This is a genomic window from Neobacillus cucumis (assembly GCF_023715505.1).
In genome coordinates, this window is the sequence record NZ_JAMBOH010000003.1 from 234,663 (window position 1) to 251,686 (window position 17,024).

Sequence of the window (17,024 nt, forward strand, 5' to 3'; positions counted from 1 at the left end):
CAACAACTCCTTATGACTGAAAAGAAGCCTGAACTTCTCCAACCGGCATTTTATTCGTTTTAGCTGCTTTCGAATGTTGTTCCTGAACAAGCCCTTCAATATTAAAGATCTTCATAAACAATTCCATAGTCTGATCTGCATCTGGTCTTGCCGCCAATTCTTTCGCTTGTAAAATAGGATCCTTTAAGAGCTGATTTATGATGCTCTTTGTATGTTTATTTAGGACTTTAATATCATGTTCGCTTAGGTTTGGCAGTTTCCGTTCAAGACTAACCATCGTTTCTGCTTGAATCCCGAGTGCTTTTTCACGAAGTGCGGAGATAACAGGGACAACTCCAAGCGTGCCTAGCCACTGTTTAAAGTCGACAATTTCCTTTTCGATCATGAGCCTGATTTTCGATGCAGCTTTTTGACGCTCCTGCAAGTTTGCTTCGACAATGCCTTCTAAATCATCAATATCGTATAAAAAGACATTATCAAGTTCAGCAATTCTTGGATCTAAATCACGAGGTACTGCAATATCGACCATAAACAGCGGTTTCCCTTTGCGCTTTTTCTCGACTTTTGCGATTAACTCTTTGGAAATAACCAAATCCTTAGCACCTGTTGAACTGATTAAGATATCAGCCTCTATTAATGATTTCTCTAATTCGGTCACATTTCTTGCCTCACCGTCAAAACGGATTGCAAGTGCTTGTGCTTTTTCATAGGTACGATTAATCACGGTTACTTGTTTCACACCATTGCCGTGTAAATTCTGAGCAGCCAGTTCACCCATTTTTCCAGCGCCAAAGATTAAGACATGCTTATTCTCAAGCGAACCAAAAATCTTCTTCGCCAGTTCAACCGCTGCATAGCTGACAGAAACAGCATTGGCACCAATATCTGTTTCAGAATGTGCTCTTTTTGCAAGTGTAACAGCTTGTTTAAAGAGGTGTTTAAACACGGAGCCAATCGTATCCTCTTGTTGTGCTAACAAAAAGCTTGTTCGCACCTGTCCAAGAATTTGAGTTTCTCCGAGAACCATGGAATTTAGTCCACATGTTACATTGAATAAGTGATCTACTGCCCCCTCATCCTCATAAACAAAGAGGAACGGGGAAAATTCTGCTTGCTCGATACCGAACCATTCAGACAGAAATTCTTTTATATAATAACGGCCTGTATGAAGCTGATCCACAACCGCATAAATTTCTGTACGATTACATGTTGACAAGATGATATTTTCTAGGATGCTCTTTTTTGAATTTAATTGTTTAATCGCATCCACAAGATCGGTTTCATTAAAGGTCAACCGCTCACGGATTTCAACAGGGGCAGTTTTATAGTTAAGACCGACGACGACTATATGCATTTTTTATTACACCCCCAAAAAGTTTACAGTATTGTCTAGTAAAAATTATATCACGAGCAATTTCGAATTTTGCTCGAAAATGTGAACATTAAATGAAACAATATGCTAATATAAAATAAACTCGCCTGATTTACGAGCCTTATAATAAGACTTTAGCATAGATTCCTTTACATATTCTTAAGTATGAATTAAATTGGATTACTAATATACTTCCCTATGTACAGTACCAAAAAAATAGAATAGATTCAAGTGAACCTTACTGGAACTGGTGGTGTTTTTAATGAAAAACCAACGAATTTTCCCTGGGATTATCCTAATCGGATTTGGAGCGTATTTTCTGCTACAGCAGACAGGCTTTACTCTTTTTCAACAATTTTATACATGGCCGACACTACTCATTATTGTCGGTGCCGCTTTTTTAGGTCAGGGGTACTCTGCACACGAATATGATGCGATTCTCCCTGGAGTAATTATGACTGGATTTGGCCTGCATTTTCATCTTTCAGGACATCTAGCCTTTTGGCCGACGAACACGATTGGCATGTTAATTTTAATTATTTCTGTAGGCTTCTTTCTTCGTTTTCAAAAAACAAACACGGGTCTGTTTCAAGCCTTCCTATTTCTCATCATAGCGGTTCTATTACTGTTTTATGATAAAATTGCCAGCTATTTTGGCCTGCTGCAAAACGGGATGAATTTAGTTTGGAAATTTTGGCCCGCCCTTTTAATTGTTGTTGGTATTTATTTTTTACTAAAAAAGAAAAAATAACCGCCAGGTGCAGATTAACTGCTTAGGCGGTTATTTCTTTTTACATATAACTTTGCAAAATCGACCAGGCTCGATCCTTGCCCTCGCCTGTTTCCGAGGAAAAAACAATAATATGGTCGTTTTGATCTACTTCTAATGTCTCGCGTGTTACTTTTAAATGTTTCTGCCATTTCCCTTTAGGGATTTTATCCGCTTTCGTCGCGATGATGATGCAGGGGATCTCGTAATGTTTAAGAAAATCATACATCATCACATCATCTGTTGTTGGCGGATGGCGCAAATCAACGATTAAAACAGCAGCCCGAAGCTGTTCCCGTGTGGTAAAGTAGGTTTCAATCATCTTTCCCCACGCGGCCCGCTCGGACTTTGAAACCTTCGCATACCCATAACCCGGCACATCCACAAAATGTAAAATTTCATTAATGAGGTAAAAATTTAATGTCTGTGTTTTACCCGGTTTAGAAGAAATCCGCGCCAAACCTTTTCGATTCAGCATCTTATTAATAAACGAGGACTTTCCCACATTAGAGCGGCCTGCAAGCGCAAACTCCGGCAGCTCTGTTTCCGGATATTGTTCCGGTTTAACAGCACTAATGACGATATCAGAACTAACAACTTTCATCGAGTGCCACCTTCTAAAAGGGCACGCTTCAAGACTTCATCCACATGGGAAACAGGGAAAAATTCCAATTCGGCCCGAACACTTTCAGGAATATCATCAATATCTTTGACATTATCTTTAGGAATGATGACCGTCTTTAGTCCGGCACGATGGGCGCTAAGCGATTTTTCCTTCAGGCCGCCGATCGGAAGAACTCGGCCTCTTAAGGTAATTTCACCCGTCATCCCCACTTCACGGCGGATCGGTTTACCAGTTAATGCGGACACAAGGGCTGTTGCCATCGTAATCCCTGCAGACGGGCCATCTTTAGGAACCGCTCCTTCTGGAACATGGATATGAACATCGTATTTTTCATGGAAGTCTTCGGCAATCCCCAGTTCACTTGCCTTTGAACGAATATAACTAAAAGCGGCTTGTGCCGATTCCTTCATGACATCCCCAAGCTTACCGGTTAATACCAGTTTGCCTTTACCTGGTGATAATGAAACCTCAATTTGCAAGGTATCACCACCAACTGTCGTATAAGCCAATCCAGTTGCTACTCCCACTTGGTCTTCAGCTTCTGCCATGCCGTAGTGGAATCTTGGTTTGCCTAGGAACTCTTCTACATTCTTCTCTGTAATGATAACCCGCTTTTTCTCGCCAGCCACGATGATCTTTGCTGTTTTTCTGCAAATTGTTGCCATTTGACGTTCGAGGCTGCGAACACCAGCTTCTCTAGTATAGTAGCGAACAACTTTCAAGATTGCATCATCTCGAATTTGGAGTATCCCTTTGGAAAGACCATTTTCTTTAATTTGCTTTGGCAGCAAATGATCACGGCAGATGTGGACTTTTTCAATTTCCGTATAACCTTCAATTGTAATAATCTCCATCCGGTCTAACAATGGGCCCGGTACAGTGGAAAGATTATTGGCTGTAGCAATAAACATAACCTTTGATAAATCATAGGTTTCTTCTATATAGTGATCGCTAAAATTGTGATTTTGTTCAGGATCTAATACCTCAAGCATCGCACTTGATGGGTCACCCCTAAAATCGCTCGACATTTTATCAATTTCATCGAGTAAAAAGACAGGATTGATTGTACCTGCTTTTTTCATTCCTTGAATGATTCTACCTGGCATCGCTCCTACATAGGTTCTGCGATGACCGCGGATTTCGGATTCATCCCGAACACCGCCAAGCGAAACACGGACAAAATGCCGATTGAGCGAGGTGGCAATCGAACGGGCCAAACTGGTTTTACCAACCCCAGGAGGTCCTGCAAGACAAAGGATGGGCCCTTTAATAGAATTGGTCAATTTTTGCACCGCTAAATATTCAAGCACACGCTCTTTTACCTTTTCAAGTCCATAATGGTCTTCATTTAAAATCTTTTCAGCACGAAGAATATCGATATCATCATCCGTCTTTTTTGACCATGGCAGGGCAATTAGCCAGTCAATATAGTTACGAATAACTGCACTTTCAGCAGAACTTGCAGGTACCTTTTCATAACGGTCCAGTTCTTTCAAGGCTGCTTTTTTGGCGTGCTCAGGCATTCCTGCCTCTTCAATTTTCTTGGTGAGGTCGGCAATTTCGCCGGTTTTTCCTTCTTTATCGCCTAATTCCTTTTGAATCGCCTTCATTTGTTCACGAAGATAGTATTCTTTTTGTGTCCTTTCCATTGAACGTTTTACACGCTGGCCAATCTTTTTCTCGAGATTAAGGACTTCTTTCTCATTATGAATGGTATCAATTACGCGGTTCACCCGCTGTTTGATATCGGTCATCTCGAGAATTTCTTGTTTTTCTTTTAACTTGATTGGCAAATGTGAGGCAATCAGATCAGCCATTCGCCCTGGTTCCTCAATGTCGGCAACGGTTGCAAATGTTTCAGCAGAAATCTTTTTTGATAATTTTATGTATTGCTCGAAATAATCAAGCATCGTTCTCATCAGGGCTTGATCTTCTACATCCTTTGTATCAGGGTCCTCATAGGTAACGATACTAACGGAGTAATAGTCATCTTCATCATAAAAAGAAACAACTTCTGCTCTATTTAAGCCTTCCACTAATACCCGAATCGTACCATTAGGAAGCTTTAACATTTGTTTAACCTTTGTTAAGGTGCCCAATTTGTATAAATCCTCTTCGGCAGGTTCATCTATTGAGACATCCTTTTGAGTTGTTAAAAAAATTAGATGATCATCTACCATTGCTTTTTCGAGTGCCTGCACAGATCTCTCACGGCCTACATCCAAATGAAGAACCATTGTCGGATAAACGAGCAATCCTCGAAGCGGCAGGAGGGGGACGATCATTTCATTCTGTTCCGCCATCATACTGCACCTCCATATGCAAAATCCTTATTTTTCTACTACTACAGAATAGTCTTTGTTGTACAATTCTATCTCATTTGGTATTTCGTGTCTATTTTTAGAGAGTATACCTTGTTTGTTTTTCACTATAATTATTTTCCCCAAACATATCCGTTTTCTTTCTCATAAAAAAACTTCGGTTTGATTTTACTTCCAAACCGAAGCTTTTATTTTAAATGGATTCTTTTTTTGACAATTCGATCGATGCTGGTATGGCTTCATTTATTGGATATGAGTTAACCAAGGCAAGATCAAACACCTGTTGAAGGTGGGTAACTGGGACAATGTTGATTCCTTGAATTTCATTTAAAATCATTTGCATATTTTCTTCTGGTATAATAACCGTTTTAGCTCCGGCTTTTAAGGCTGCCTTCACCTTAGGATACACACCGCCGATCGGCTTTACATTACCATGAATGCTAATTTCTCCTGTCATGGCCACTGTGTTGTCAATCGGAATCTTATAAATAGCGGAATAAATTCCCGTCGCCATCGCAATCCCCGCCGAAGGACCATCGATTGGTACCCCGCCTGGGAAATTCACATGAATATCATAATCATTTGCCGGTACACCCATTGAACGTAAGACGGTAATCACGTTTTCGATGGAGCCGCGCGCCATACTCTTACGGCGAATCGATTTACCCTGCCCGCCGATACTTTCTTCTTCCACAATACCAGTAATATTTATTGAACCCTTTTCCTTTGCAGGAATGACAGTTACTTCAATTTCTAGCAGTGCACCGGAATTGGGCCCATAAACTGCTAAGCCATTAACCAGTCCAATATGGGACATATCGTTTATTTTTCTTTCCATCCTTGGCGTCATTTGGCTAGAATGAATGACCCACTCGATATCTTCGTCCTTAATAAAACTCCGATCTTCTGTAATCGCAAGTCCCGCCGCAATTTGGATCATATTGACTGTTTCCCGGCCGTTTCTTGCATATGTAGAAAGCGTGTCGACACCCTTCTCGCTTATTTCCATATTCACTTTATCAGCTGCTTTTTTCGCAACAGTGACAATCTCTTCCTGATTTAAATCACGGAAGAATACTTCCATACATCGAGAGCGAATCGCGGGTGGAATTTCACTTGGCGTTCTCGTTGTGGCCCCGATTAAACGAAAGTCGGCTGGAAGGCCATTTTTAAAAATATCATGGATGTGGGTTGGAATCTGCGTATTTTCTTCATGATAATAAGCACTTTCAAGAAAAACTTTACGATCCTCTAGAACTTTTAACAGTTTATTCATTTGAATCGGATGTAATTCACCAATTTCATCAATAAACAGCACTCCACCATGGGCATTGGTGACCGCCCCCTGCTTTGGCTGGGGTATTCCTGCTTGTCCCATTGCCCCGGCCCCCTGATAAATCGGGTCATGAACCGAACCGATTAGCGGATCCGCAATTCCTCTTTCATCAAATCGAGCGGTTGTCGCATCTAACTCGATAAAAACGGATTGTTGTTTAAATGGTGATTTTTTATTCCTTTTAGCTTCCTCGAGGACGAGGCGGGCAGCTGCTGTTTTTCCGACCCCGGGCGGTCCATAAATAATCACATGCTGCGGGTTTGGTCCGCATAATGCTGCTTTTAATGATTTTATTCCATCTTCCTGGCCTACAATATCATTAAAACTGGTAGGACGAACTTTTTCAGATAACGGTTCTGTTAAGGATATCGATCTCATTTTGCGAAGCTGTTCCATCTCTTTACGGGATTCCCGATCAATGGAGACTTTTTGGGTACGCTGGCTCCTCAGTAAATTCCAAAAATACAGCCCTATAATAATACCGAAAAATAGCTGTATAAATAAGGCAATCCCCGTCCAACTCATTTTTTTCCCTCCTACTACTAATACTCATCTATAGTAAGAAGTATTTCCTTTAGACTGGCGGAATAAACCAACAATGTAAAAACAAATCGTTTCTGGGGAAGGGTTCTATGTTTATTTTTGATTCCTTTGGCTGATTATTTGAGACTATTGGCTGATTTTTCTTGGGGATTGGCCGATTTTTCTAGTGGATTGGCTCATAATAAATGATCTTTGGCCCATTTTAAGCCATGATTGGCTTATTTTCCATTTATTGGGATAATTACACAAAAAAAGACCCAGCTTTAAAAGCCAGGCCACAATCATTTATGCAGATTTTTCTTCAACCACAACAGTTCCATCCTCTAATACTAGCTTCGGAACACTATTATCAACAACAGTTTCTTTTGTAATAATACACTTCGTAATATCCTCGCGTGAAGGAAGGTCGAACATGACATCCAACATAATACCTTCAATAATCGAACGTAAACCACGGGCACCCGTCTTCCGCTCAATTGCTTTTTTCGCGATTTCAGTTAGAGCGCCTTCTTCAAATTCAAGCTCCACATCATCGATTTCAAGCATTTTTTGATATTGCTTCACAAGTGCATTTTTTGGTTTTGTTAAAATTTCAATTAATGCAGCCTCGTCTAACTGCTCAAGGCTCGCAATTACAGGAAGACGGCCAATAAATTCTGGAATTAATCCAAAGCGAAGCAAGTCTTCAGGTAATACTTTGGAAAGAAGTTCTTTTTGACCAATATCCACTTGCTTGACATCTGAACCGAAGCCGATAACCTTTTGGCCTAAACGGCGTTTGATAATTGGCTCAATTCCGTCAAATGCACCACCGCAAATAAATAAGATGTTTGTTGTATCGATTTGAATAAATTCTTGATGCGGATGCTTTCTTCCACCTTGAGGCGGAACGCTTGCAACAGTACCTTCAAGAATTTTTAATAGAGCTTGCTGAACGCCTTCACCGGAAACATCTCTAGTAATCGATGGATTCTCCGATTTACGGGCAATTTTATCGATCTCATCGATGTAAATGATGCCTTTTTCAGCCTTCTCTACATCGTAATCTGCTGCTTGGATTAATTTTAAAAGAATATTTTCAACGTCTTCACCAACGTAACCAGCCTCAGTAAGCGAGGTTGCATCAGCAATTGCAAACGGTACATTTAGGATACGCGCTAATGTTTGCGCTAATAATGTCTTACCCGAACCAGTCGGCCCAATCATACAGATGTTACTTTTTGAAAGCTCAACATCATCAATTTTGCTATTAGAATTGATACGCTTGTAGTGGTTGTAAACCGCCACTGACAGCGATTTTTTGGCCTGATCCTGACCAATAACGTACTCATTTAAAATTTCACAGATTTCTTTTGGTTTTGGTACGTCTTTGAATTCTACTTCTTCTTCTGTTCCAAGTTCTTCTTCAACAATTTCCGTGCAAAGCTCGATGCATTCATCACATATATATACTCCCGGCCCGGCAACTAATTTACGAACTTGATCCTGTGTTTTGCCACAGAAGGAACACTTTAACTGTCCTTTTTCATCATTAAATTTAAACAATTCTTTCACCCCTTAACACGTGTTAAAACCCTATTGAAGCTCGTGAATTACACAAACAAGTCCGAGTTTTTTCTCTCTTTTAATGGTATGTATTTTGCATTGTAACACATTTGACTATTGGACTGGAAATAAAACGCTTTAACAATTATGTTTTCTTTTTCTCGTTTTTGTTTGTGGAATTCGTTTTAAAAAACTATGTACTCATTAATCATAACCATAAATTAAAAAAATAAATCTTAAAACGCTATGGAAATATTTATTCGCTATGGATTGCGTTTTTTCCTGCCCATTGTAAAAACTTAAAATTATTAGGACCGGGAACATTAAAAAGGTTTCCCTGTCTTTATTATAATATGTAATTGAAAAAATGTATAAAACAAGGCACGATAAATATCGCGCCTTGCTAAATAATTCATTATTTCTTCTTATTTTCAACTAAGAAGTTGACTGCTTTTTGAAGTTGAAGGTCTGCTTTAATACCATCAACACCGCCAAGAGCTTGTTTAATAGTATCAACAGGCATATTGTACATGCCAGCCATTCTTTCAAGTTCTGCGTTCACATCTTCTTCTGTTACTTCAAGGTTTTCAGCTTTAGCGATTGCTTCAAGCGTTAAGTTCATTTTTACACGCTTTCCAGCATCTTCCTTCATTTGTTCACGTAGGGCATTTTCGTCTTGACCAGAGAACTGGAAGTAAAGTTCAAGGTTCATACCTTGCATTTGCAGGCGTTGTTCAAACTCTTGAAGCATGCGGTTTACTTCAGTCGTAACCATTACTTCAGGAATTTCAACTTCAGCATTTTCAGCAGCTTTTTCCACTAGAGTATCACGCAGATTGTGTTCTGCTTCATGCTTTTTGCTGTCTTCTAAACGAGTTTTGATTTTTTCTTTTAATGCATCTAAAGTTTCAACTTCATCGTCTACATCTTTAGCAAACTCGTCATCTAATTCAGGAAGTTCTTTTCCTTTGATTTCGTGAACAGTTACTTTGAAAACTGCAGGTTTACCAGCAAGCTCAGCAGCATGGTATTCTTCAGGGAATGTTACTTCCACGTCTTTAGATTCGCCAGCTTTCACACCTACTAATTGCTCTTCAAAGCCTGGGATGAAAGAACCTGAACCAAGTTCTAAGGAATGGTTTTCAGCTTTTCCGCCTTCGAATGCTTCGCCATCAACGAATCCTTCAAAGTCAAGAACAACTGTATCACCATTTACTGCAGCACTGTCTTCTTTAACAACAAGCTCAGCTTGACGCTCTTGCATTGTTTTTAATTCGTTCGCAACATCTTCATCAGTTACGGTAGTATCGATTTCTTCTACTTCTAAGCCTTTGTACTCGCCTAATTTAACTTCTGGCTTCACTTGTACAGTTGCTTTGAAAATAAGTTCTTTACCTTTTTCCATTTGCTCAATGTCGATATCAGGACGGTCGATTGGCTCGATTCCTGTTTCGTCAATCGCATTGCCGTATGCTTCTGGAAGAAGGATATCTAATGCATCTTGATAAAGAGCTTCTACACCGAAACGTTTTTCGAACATGCCACGAGGCATTTTTCCTTTACGGAAGCCTGGAACGTTTACTTGCTTAACCACTTTTTGGAATGCCGCGTCTAGGCCTTTGTTTACCTCTTCAGCGCTTACTTCTACAGTAAGGACACCGCGGTTTCCTTCTAATTTTTCCCATTTTGTTGTCATACCTTTTTTTCCCTCCAGCAAATCTATTCTCTTTTCATTCGATAACGAATTTGAGTCGAGTCGAAAAATGTCTTGTCTATCAAGTCATTCTCCTATTTTTAAATGTAAAATATAGTTTTTTACACAATGCAACCCCTACATTATAACATAGGTTCATCTTCTTTCAACAGCTAGTCGTTAAATATTAGGATAAGAATTTTTCTCAATTGTCTCTATTTGCACTCTAGCATTTTCAATTTCAACGGGTTCAGCTCCGTAATTTCGTGCTATTTTGCTAATTTCCGCGTTCATTCCTAAATATTCTTGAACGAGCACATCAAAAGCTGCGGCCCATGCTTCTGCAGAATTCGGCTCGAGTTCAAATGGATAACTAATTAAAAATGTTCTCTCTACGATACTAAGGGCATTTTCATATAGACCAGGATTGTTACTTTCCAAATGTTCTGCTAGTAATGCCTTTACTGCTAGCATTTTGGGCTGCTCTCTAACTTCAGGGAGCTTTATAGGAATGACCTTTTTTTCGATCGCAAATTTCTCTACTATTAGCTCTCGATCTATTTCTTGTTCCTTTAATAGATTTAAAACAAGCGTTTTTATAAATGGATGTCCCGCCTCGAATTTTAAGTAGTTAGTGATTTCATCTAGATAGGGACGAATGTTTTTGTCGGCCAGATTCGCTACGATCATCATTTGTTCGTTAATATCATCGATTTCGAGTAGATTTAAGGCCGAAACCTCAGAGTCTTCTTGTTCCTGTTCCTTATCTTGCTGTTGACGACCTTCTGCCATCCGCCGGCTGAATTGCAGGATTGTTAAAAAATGGTCATGTTTCTCAGGTGGGATTTCCTTTTCATCAAAGAGTGCTTCAATGGTTGTCACAATTTCCCGATATTCGTGCAGCTGGATAAGGACTGTCAGATACAAGTCGACCATTTGAAAATAGTCGCCGATTCCTTTTAACAGCATCTCATTTGCGAGTACCTTTGCTTTTTTAAATGCCCCTGCTTCAAAATAGGCAAGGACAAGCCCGATTATGATGTTTTCATTATCTGGATCGAGCTCCCGTGCCTCTTCTAATAGCGGAATGGCCTCATGAAATTTTTTCTTTTCCAGGCTTTCCAGACCTTTGTCTGTTAATCTTTTTTCGAGTCCGGGAAAGTAGATTATATTGTCTTTCCGTTTTACTTGTTCCCGCTTTTTCATATTATCCGTCCTTCAATGTGTATTGAGAAATAGTGTAGCATATTTAGGATACAAAAAAAACTCACCGCGCTGGTGAGTTGAGTGTATGGTATGTAGTTTAAATATGGTACAAGAAGATGGCGTCCCAGGAGAGATTCGAACTCCCGACCGTACGCTTAGAAGGCGTATGCTCTATCCGGCTGAGCTACTGGGACATTTTTTAATATCAAAGACAAGTTTAATTATATTATCCTAACATCTAAAAGTCAACAGCTATTTTCCTTTATAAAAAAGGGGGAAGCCCCCCTTCTAAGTTTAAAAAGTAAATTCTTGTGCTAATTTTGTAAGTTCACGCCCTGAAAGTTCAAACACTGACATATTGATTTTATCAGATTGTAAATCAAGAATCACGTATGTCTTTTCAGGACGCTCTCGTGGGAGGCGGATGCTGCCTGGATTGATAAAAAGCGTGCCGCCAACCACTTCTGCTCCTAAGACATGCGAGTGTCCGAAGCAGACAATATTGCCCTGAACTTCCTCTGCTTTGTATTTTAGATTCATTAATGTCGACTTTACTGAATAGCGATGGCCATGAGTGATAAAGAACTTCCTACCTGCTATTTCAGTTGTTGTCTCCAATGGGTACTCGGCGCCAAAATCACAATTCCCCATGACCGTTAAATATCCTGAGATTGATTTATCAGTTGGCATCAATTCTGAATCACCGCAGTGAATCATTAAATCGACTTCACTTAAGTGACGTTCCCTAATGATTTCAAGCTCCTTCGTTAAGCCGTGACTGTCGCTGATAATTAATACCTTGCTCATAATTTATCAGCTCTTTCTAGAACGGAGTCTAACATGACATCCAGTTTTTTTAGCGCGTTCGCCCGGTGGCTTAGTTTATTTTTTTCATCAGAAGATAGTTCTGCCATTGATCGGCCTTTTTCTGGTACGTAAAAAACCGGGTCATAACCAAACCCATTCGTTCCGCGGCGCTCTTCGAGAATTCGGCCTTCGCAGGTGCCTGACACCGTTTTGGTGTCTTGACCCGGAACTGCGATTGCCAGCGCACAATAGAATCTAGCCGTTCTCTTCTCATCAGGAACATCTTTTAGTTCTAATAACACTTTGTCTGTGTTATTCTCGTCGTTCTTGGGCTCACCGGCATAGCGGGCGGAGAAGATTCCTGGTCTGCCATCGAGTGCATCAACCATTAGCCCTGAATCATCGCCAATCACCATTTTATTGAGTGCGCGGGAGACGGCCTCAGCTTTGAGGGTGGCGTTTTCTTCAAAGGTTGTTCCCGTTTCCTCTACCTCTGGTATTTCCGGGAAATCTAGTAATGTTCGAACAGTGATCCCTCTCGAAGAAAATATTTCCTCAAATTCTCTTGCCTTGCCTTTGTTTTTAGTCGCTATAATGACTTCTTTCATATTTATCGCCTCTATTTTATTACAGTGTTTTTTAGAATTTAACAGTAAATTAAGCTTATGCGTCAGTAAAATTAAGTTATCCGCCCGTTTACTTGCTTATCCGCCAGTAATCTTCGCTTATCGCCAGTTAACCCTATCTATCAGCAAGTTAACCCATCTATCCAAGCGAAAACTAACTACACCGACTTATTTCTTCCTTCTACTCTCGATTTTTTTAATAATTTCCTCACCCAACGCTGCCTTCTGTTGTTCAAATAACTCCATGAGCCCCTCTTGTGCGGCATGAAGCAATCCTTGTAATTGGTCATAAGAGAAAGTGGACTCTTCACCAGTACCTTGCAGCTCAACAAATTCTCCATTCCCTGTCATGACTACATTCATATCCACTTCAGCCTTGGAATCTTCCGCATAGTTTAAGTCTAACACGACCTTCCCACCCGATAGGATCCCTACACTAGTTGCAGCTAAATAATCAGTAATTGGAAACTTGGAAAATGACCTTTTCTCCGCTAATGAATTTAGAGCCAGAGTAAGCGCCACAAACGCACCAGTTATTGAGGCTGTCCGTGTCCCTCCGTCCGCCTGGATGACATCACAGTCAATCCAGACCGTTCTCTCACCCATTGCACTAAGATCGACAATCGCGCGAAGTGCACGGCCTATCAGGCGCTGAATCTCCATCGTCCTGCCGGTGACCTTTCCTTTCGAGGATTCGCGAATGTTTCTTGTTTCCGTTGCCCTTGGAAGCATGGAGTATTCCGCCGTGATCCAGCCTTTACCTTCCCCTCTCATAAAGTGAGGAACCCGGTCTTCAATGCTAGCTGTACAAATGACCTTTGTATTTCCGATTGAAATAAGGACAGAACCTTCTGGATGCATTAAATAATTGGTTTCGATATGTATTGGCCGAAGCTGCAATGGCTCTCTTCCATCAACACGCACAACATTTCCTCCTTAAGCTGATCACTTTATTTTTCAAATAAAGAAGAGGCGGCATAAGAAGCCAACCTCTTTCATTGTCACTATATAGTATAACAAATTTGTTTTTTTAATAACTACCCGTATTTACTTTTTCTGGACGAGTTACTGGTTCAGACACCTTTTTACCTTTATCATTCTTAATGTCCACTTTCCCCTCAACTTCGACTGCAACCTTTTCAACACCTTTCTGCTCCGTTAGAGACAGTACCAGCGTATCTAGTAAAGATTGAGAGATTTCTTTTTCCTTGAAGCTGTCATAAATATTCTTGTTAAAGTTTAACGTTAACGTACCGTTTTCATATTTAGGGGCGTCAAGAAGTTTCACATCTGACATAAATTCAGATACAAGCGTTGATTTCTCACTTGGCCCTTGAATTAATTGTTTAACGACAGCGGCATAATTGTCTTTTTCCGTATTGCTAATCCTGCGGGTGACCGGTACATAATAATAGGAGCCCTCTTCCCCACCAATATAATAGACAGTTACCGGCTTTGTATTGGTAATATCAGCGACATCTGTTGTATCAATATTGATTCCGGTAGCCCTTGATAGATTTTCACTAATAGGTGTTCCGCTGACAGGCATTTCATTTAGGTCATGGCCGTTCATTTGAAGCTTGACCGATTTGACATTATCAAATTGTGTTAACGTCCAGGTGACAGATTGAAGGATTTTCTGCTCATCCTCTGGCTGATAATTCTTGAATTCCTTTGAGAAGTTAACGGTTGCGACCCCATTATCCTTATTAATGTTGACCGATATATCTGTATCTTCAGGAAGGACCGCTCTAAAATCATTTGGAAGCATGTCTGTCACAGGACCATTTGCCACTAAATACTCAAGGGCTTGCTTCGCTACTGAAGTAGTTTTTGGAAGTGCTAGAGTTTGAGGTACTACATAGCCATCCTTATCAATCAAATAAAGTTCCGTTTTTACCGTGTTCTTTGCTGCCTCTTTTTCTTTCACTGTGGTTTCCTGACTAACCGGAACTGTTCCTTCCTTTACGGTAACCGTTTTTGGCGGATCAATTTTCTTTTGCGTTTCGGTGCTAAACAACCCGCAGCCTGATAGTAAAACCGTTGAAGTTAACACAGTCATACCAATTATTTTTGCTTTATTTTTAGACACATAATTCCCCCCTAAGACAGTTTGTACTATCATGTATACGAGCCCTAAGTAAAAATAGACCCGCTTAACAAATAAAAATTTTTCCCATTATAAAAGGAGCCCCTAACCGGGAGCTCCTTTTAAAGTTTTATTTTATTAACATTGTCAACATGGGTGCCGAGCCACTGTGAAGCAATTTTTGAGAAAATCCATTTAGAGCCTGTTGTATAATATTCGTGCTCTGGTTCTTCTTCACAGGTGTCGAGTAAATCATTATATTGGAGAATGGCGCTTACTTCTCGTGCGGTTTCGTCCCCTGAGCTAATGACATGTACCTTTTCACCCATTACCTTTTTAATAAGGGGTTCGAGCAATGGATAATGGGTGCAGCCCAATATTAAAGTATCTAAATTTTGATCCAAAAGCGGTTGTAAAGATTCATCTACGATTCTCTCAGCAATCGCTCCCGAGTATTCACCACTTTCAACAAGAGGAACAAATTTCGGACATGCATGACTAGTGACAAACAGCCTGCTGTTGAGTGATTTTAGAGCTTTTTCATAGGCCCCGCTTTTGACTGTTCCGATGGTACCAATGATCCCGACCCGATAGTTTTTTGTCCGCTTAATGGCAGCTCTTGCCCCAGGATTAATAACTCCAATAACCGGAATCCGTAATTCCTTGCGAATTTCATCCAGTGCAGCAGCGGTTGCTGTATTACAGGCAATGACAAGCATCTTAATATTTTTTTCTAATAGGAAATTGGTCAATTCCCAAGTAAACCTTTTTACTTCCTTCCTTGATCTAGGACCATACGGGCAGCGCGCCGTGTCACCCAAATAAATAATTTTCTCATTGGGAAGCTGCCGCATCATCTCTTTGGCAACGGTTAGTCCACCGACACCAGAATCAATAACACCGATTGGTTGTTTCAAAAATTCTCGCCTCTTTTTAACGCATTTCTTGATGAAGTTTGCTCAAGCTGGATTGTAGAAGTAAGATTTGATCCATCGTATAATTTTTTAACATCTCATCCAAGTACGCTTGACGCTTCTTGATTACTTCATCAATGATTCTTTTTCCTTCTTCCAGTAAGTGAATCCTGACCACACGCCGGTCGTTTGGATCTTTTACCCGCTCAACGAGTACATTTTTTTCCATCCTGTCCACTAAATCTGTCGTGGTGCTGCAAGCCAAATACATTTTATTTGAAAGCTCGCCGATGGTCATGTCACCGTCTTCAAATAGCCATTGCAAGGCTACGAATTGTGGAGGAGTAATTTTATATTGACTTAACATTTCCCTGCCCTTTTGCTTAATGATACCAGAAATATAACGTAAGTCCTTTTCAATATTAGCGATCATATCCACTGTAACTTTTTGTGGGTTTTCGAGTTCCATTTTGTATACACTCCCATATTTTGCTTCTCCTCAAGACGAATCTAGATAATAACCGCGGAACCAAGCTGATAGTCTTAAAGCTTGTACTTATTTTCTACTTTTTCTGCTAAAATTTCAAGCTGAAACTCTTTTTTTCAACACTCTTGGAAAGCTATAAATTGAATCAAATGCTATAATAAATTAATTTTAACAGATTAGTTCATAATATGTTCATATCTGAAATTTAAAACAAAGGTGAGACAAAAATGGAAATAGGTTTGAGTACTGCAGCCATACAATGGTTTAAGGAAGAAGTAGAATTGAAAAAAGGCGATAACGTAAGATTCTATGTTAAAATTTACGGAAGCAGCCCCGTTCAAGAAGGGTTTTCACTTGCATTTACTGTCGATAACGAGCCAATAGACATGGGCGTTAAGACTGAAAAAGAAGGTCTGACCTTCTTTATTGAAAGCTCCGATTTATGGTTTTTTAATGGACATGATCTATTTGTGGATTACAATAAACAAGTGGATGAATTAGAATTTAGCTATACCTTACCAGGGGAATAAGAAATGCGGAAGCGCCCTGGTCAGCGGCGTATGGCCTCCTCGAAAAAGCTATCGCTTTTCCTTCGTGCGATGCTTAAGCTGCCGAAGCCTTCCCTTATGAAGCGCTCCAACTGAGATAAAGGAAAACCGAAAAGCATAAGCGCCTTGACCAGGGGCCCCTA

General features: G+C 40.2%; 15 protein-coding genes and 1 tRNA gene. 2 read left to right on the forward strand and 14 right to left on the reverse strand.

All coding sequences use genetic code 11. From position 1 onward, the window contains the following. Positions 1-10: 10 nt before the first annotated feature. Positions 11-1,354, reverse strand: coding sequence for a glutamyl-tRNA reductase (gene hemA, locus M3226_RS06320; RefSeq protein WP_251563639.1), 1,344 nt, complete (start codon positions 1,352-1,354; stop codon positions 11-13). A gap of 280 nt (positions 1,355-1,634) precedes the next feature. On the opposite strand from hemA, the gene M3226_RS06325 reads away from it, so the two are divergent. Then, complete coding sequence (locus tag M3226_RS06325) at positions 1,635-2,123, forward strand: LiaI-LiaF-like domain-containing protein (protein ID WP_251563640.1); 489 nt, start codon at positions 1,635-1,637, stop codon at positions 2,121-2,123. Positions 2,124-2,163: 40 nt separating this feature from the next. On the opposite strand, the gene yihA is transcribed toward M3226_RS06325, so the two are convergent. From yihA to M3226_RS06390, 13 genes are all read right to left on the reverse strand, one after another. Then, on the reverse strand, positions 2,164-2,745 hold the full coding sequence (yihA, locus tag M3226_RS06330; RefSeq protein ID WP_251563642.1) for a ribosome biogenesis GTP-binding protein YihA/YsxC: 582 nt from the start codon (positions 2,743-2,745) through the stop codon (positions 2,164-2,166). After that, positions 2,742-5,069, reverse strand: a complete 2,328-nt coding sequence (lon, locus tag M3226_RS06335; protein WP_251563956.1) for an endopeptidase La — start codon at positions 5,067-5,069, stop codon at positions 2,742-2,744. The genes yihA and lon overlap by 4 nt, the downstream gene beginning before the upstream one ends. Positions 5,070-5,280: 211 nt before the next feature. Further along, a complete protein-coding gene (lonB, locus tag M3226_RS06340) occupies positions 5,281-6,948 on the reverse strand; it encodes an ATP-dependent protease LonB (RefSeq protein ID WP_098529812.1) in 1,668 nt (555 codons plus the stop codon). 303 nt (positions 6,949-7,251) lie between these two features. Next, complete coding sequence (clpX, locus tag M3226_RS06345) at positions 7,252-8,511, reverse strand: ATP-dependent protease ATP-binding subunit ClpX (RefSeq protein WP_251563644.1); 1,260 nt, start codon at positions 8,509-8,511, stop codon at positions 7,252-7,254. Between the two features lie 415 nt (positions 8,512-8,926). Further along, positions 8,927-10,207: a trigger factor gene (gene tig, locus M3226_RS06350; RefSeq protein WP_251563646.1), complete on the reverse strand. Its 1,281-nt coding sequence runs from the start codon at positions 10,205-10,207 to the stop codon at positions 8,927-8,929. Between the two features lie 177 nt (positions 10,208-10,384). Beyond that, the gene (locus M3226_RS06355; RefSeq protein ID WP_251563648.1) at positions 10,385-11,410 is read right to left on the reverse strand and encodes a tetratricopeptide repeat protein; all 1,026 of its coding nucleotides are present in this window, start codon (positions 11,408-11,410) and stop codon (positions 10,385-10,387) included. 117 nt (positions 11,411-11,527) lie between these two features. Beyond that, positions 11,528-11,604: transfer RNA gene (locus M3226_RS06360), tRNA-Arg, on the reverse strand. Positions 11,605-11,704: 100 nt separating this feature from the next. Continuing rightward, positions 11,705-12,217 carry a metallophosphoesterase family protein gene (locus tag M3226_RS06365; RefSeq protein ID WP_251563650.1) on the reverse strand — a complete coding sequence of 171 codons (513 nt, stop codon included), beginning with the start codon at positions 12,215-12,217 and terminating at the stop codon, positions 11,705-11,707. Further along, on the reverse strand, positions 12,214-12,825 hold the full coding sequence (locus M3226_RS06370) for an XTP/dITP diphosphatase (protein WP_251563652.1): 612 nt from the start codon (positions 12,823-12,825) through the stop codon (positions 12,214-12,216). The genes M3226_RS06365 and M3226_RS06370 overlap by 4 nt, the downstream gene beginning before the upstream one ends. A 186-nt stretch (positions 12,826-13,011) precedes the next feature. Then, a complete protein-coding gene (gene rph, locus M3226_RS06375) occupies positions 13,012-13,767 on the reverse strand; it encodes a ribonuclease PH (protein ID WP_251563654.1) in 756 nt (251 codons plus the stop codon). A 106-nt stretch (positions 13,768-13,873) separates the two neighbouring features. Then, complete coding sequence (locus M3226_RS06380; RefSeq protein WP_374110558.1) at positions 13,874-14,935, reverse strand: GerMN domain-containing protein; 1,062 nt, start codon at positions 14,933-14,935, stop codon at positions 13,874-13,876. A gap of 119 nt (positions 14,936-15,054) precedes the next feature. After that, on the reverse strand, positions 15,055-15,849 hold the full coding sequence (gene racE, locus M3226_RS06385) for a glutamate racemase (RefSeq protein WP_285857746.1): 795 nt from the start codon (positions 15,847-15,849) through the stop codon (positions 15,055-15,057). Between the two features lie 16 nt (positions 15,850-15,865). Next, complete coding sequence (locus M3226_RS06390; RefSeq protein WP_251563655.1) at positions 15,866-16,315, reverse strand: MarR family winged helix-turn-helix transcriptional regulator; 450 nt, start codon at positions 16,313-16,315, stop codon at positions 15,866-15,868. Positions 16,316-16,560: 245 nt separating this feature from the next. On the opposite strand from M3226_RS06390, the gene M3226_RS06395 reads away from it, so the two are divergent. Beyond that, positions 16,561-16,863: a HesB/YadR/YfhF family protein gene (locus M3226_RS06395; protein WP_251563657.1), complete on the forward strand. Its 303-nt coding sequence runs from the start codon at positions 16,561-16,563 to the stop codon at positions 16,861-16,863. Positions 16,864-17,024: the final 161 nt, after the last annotated feature.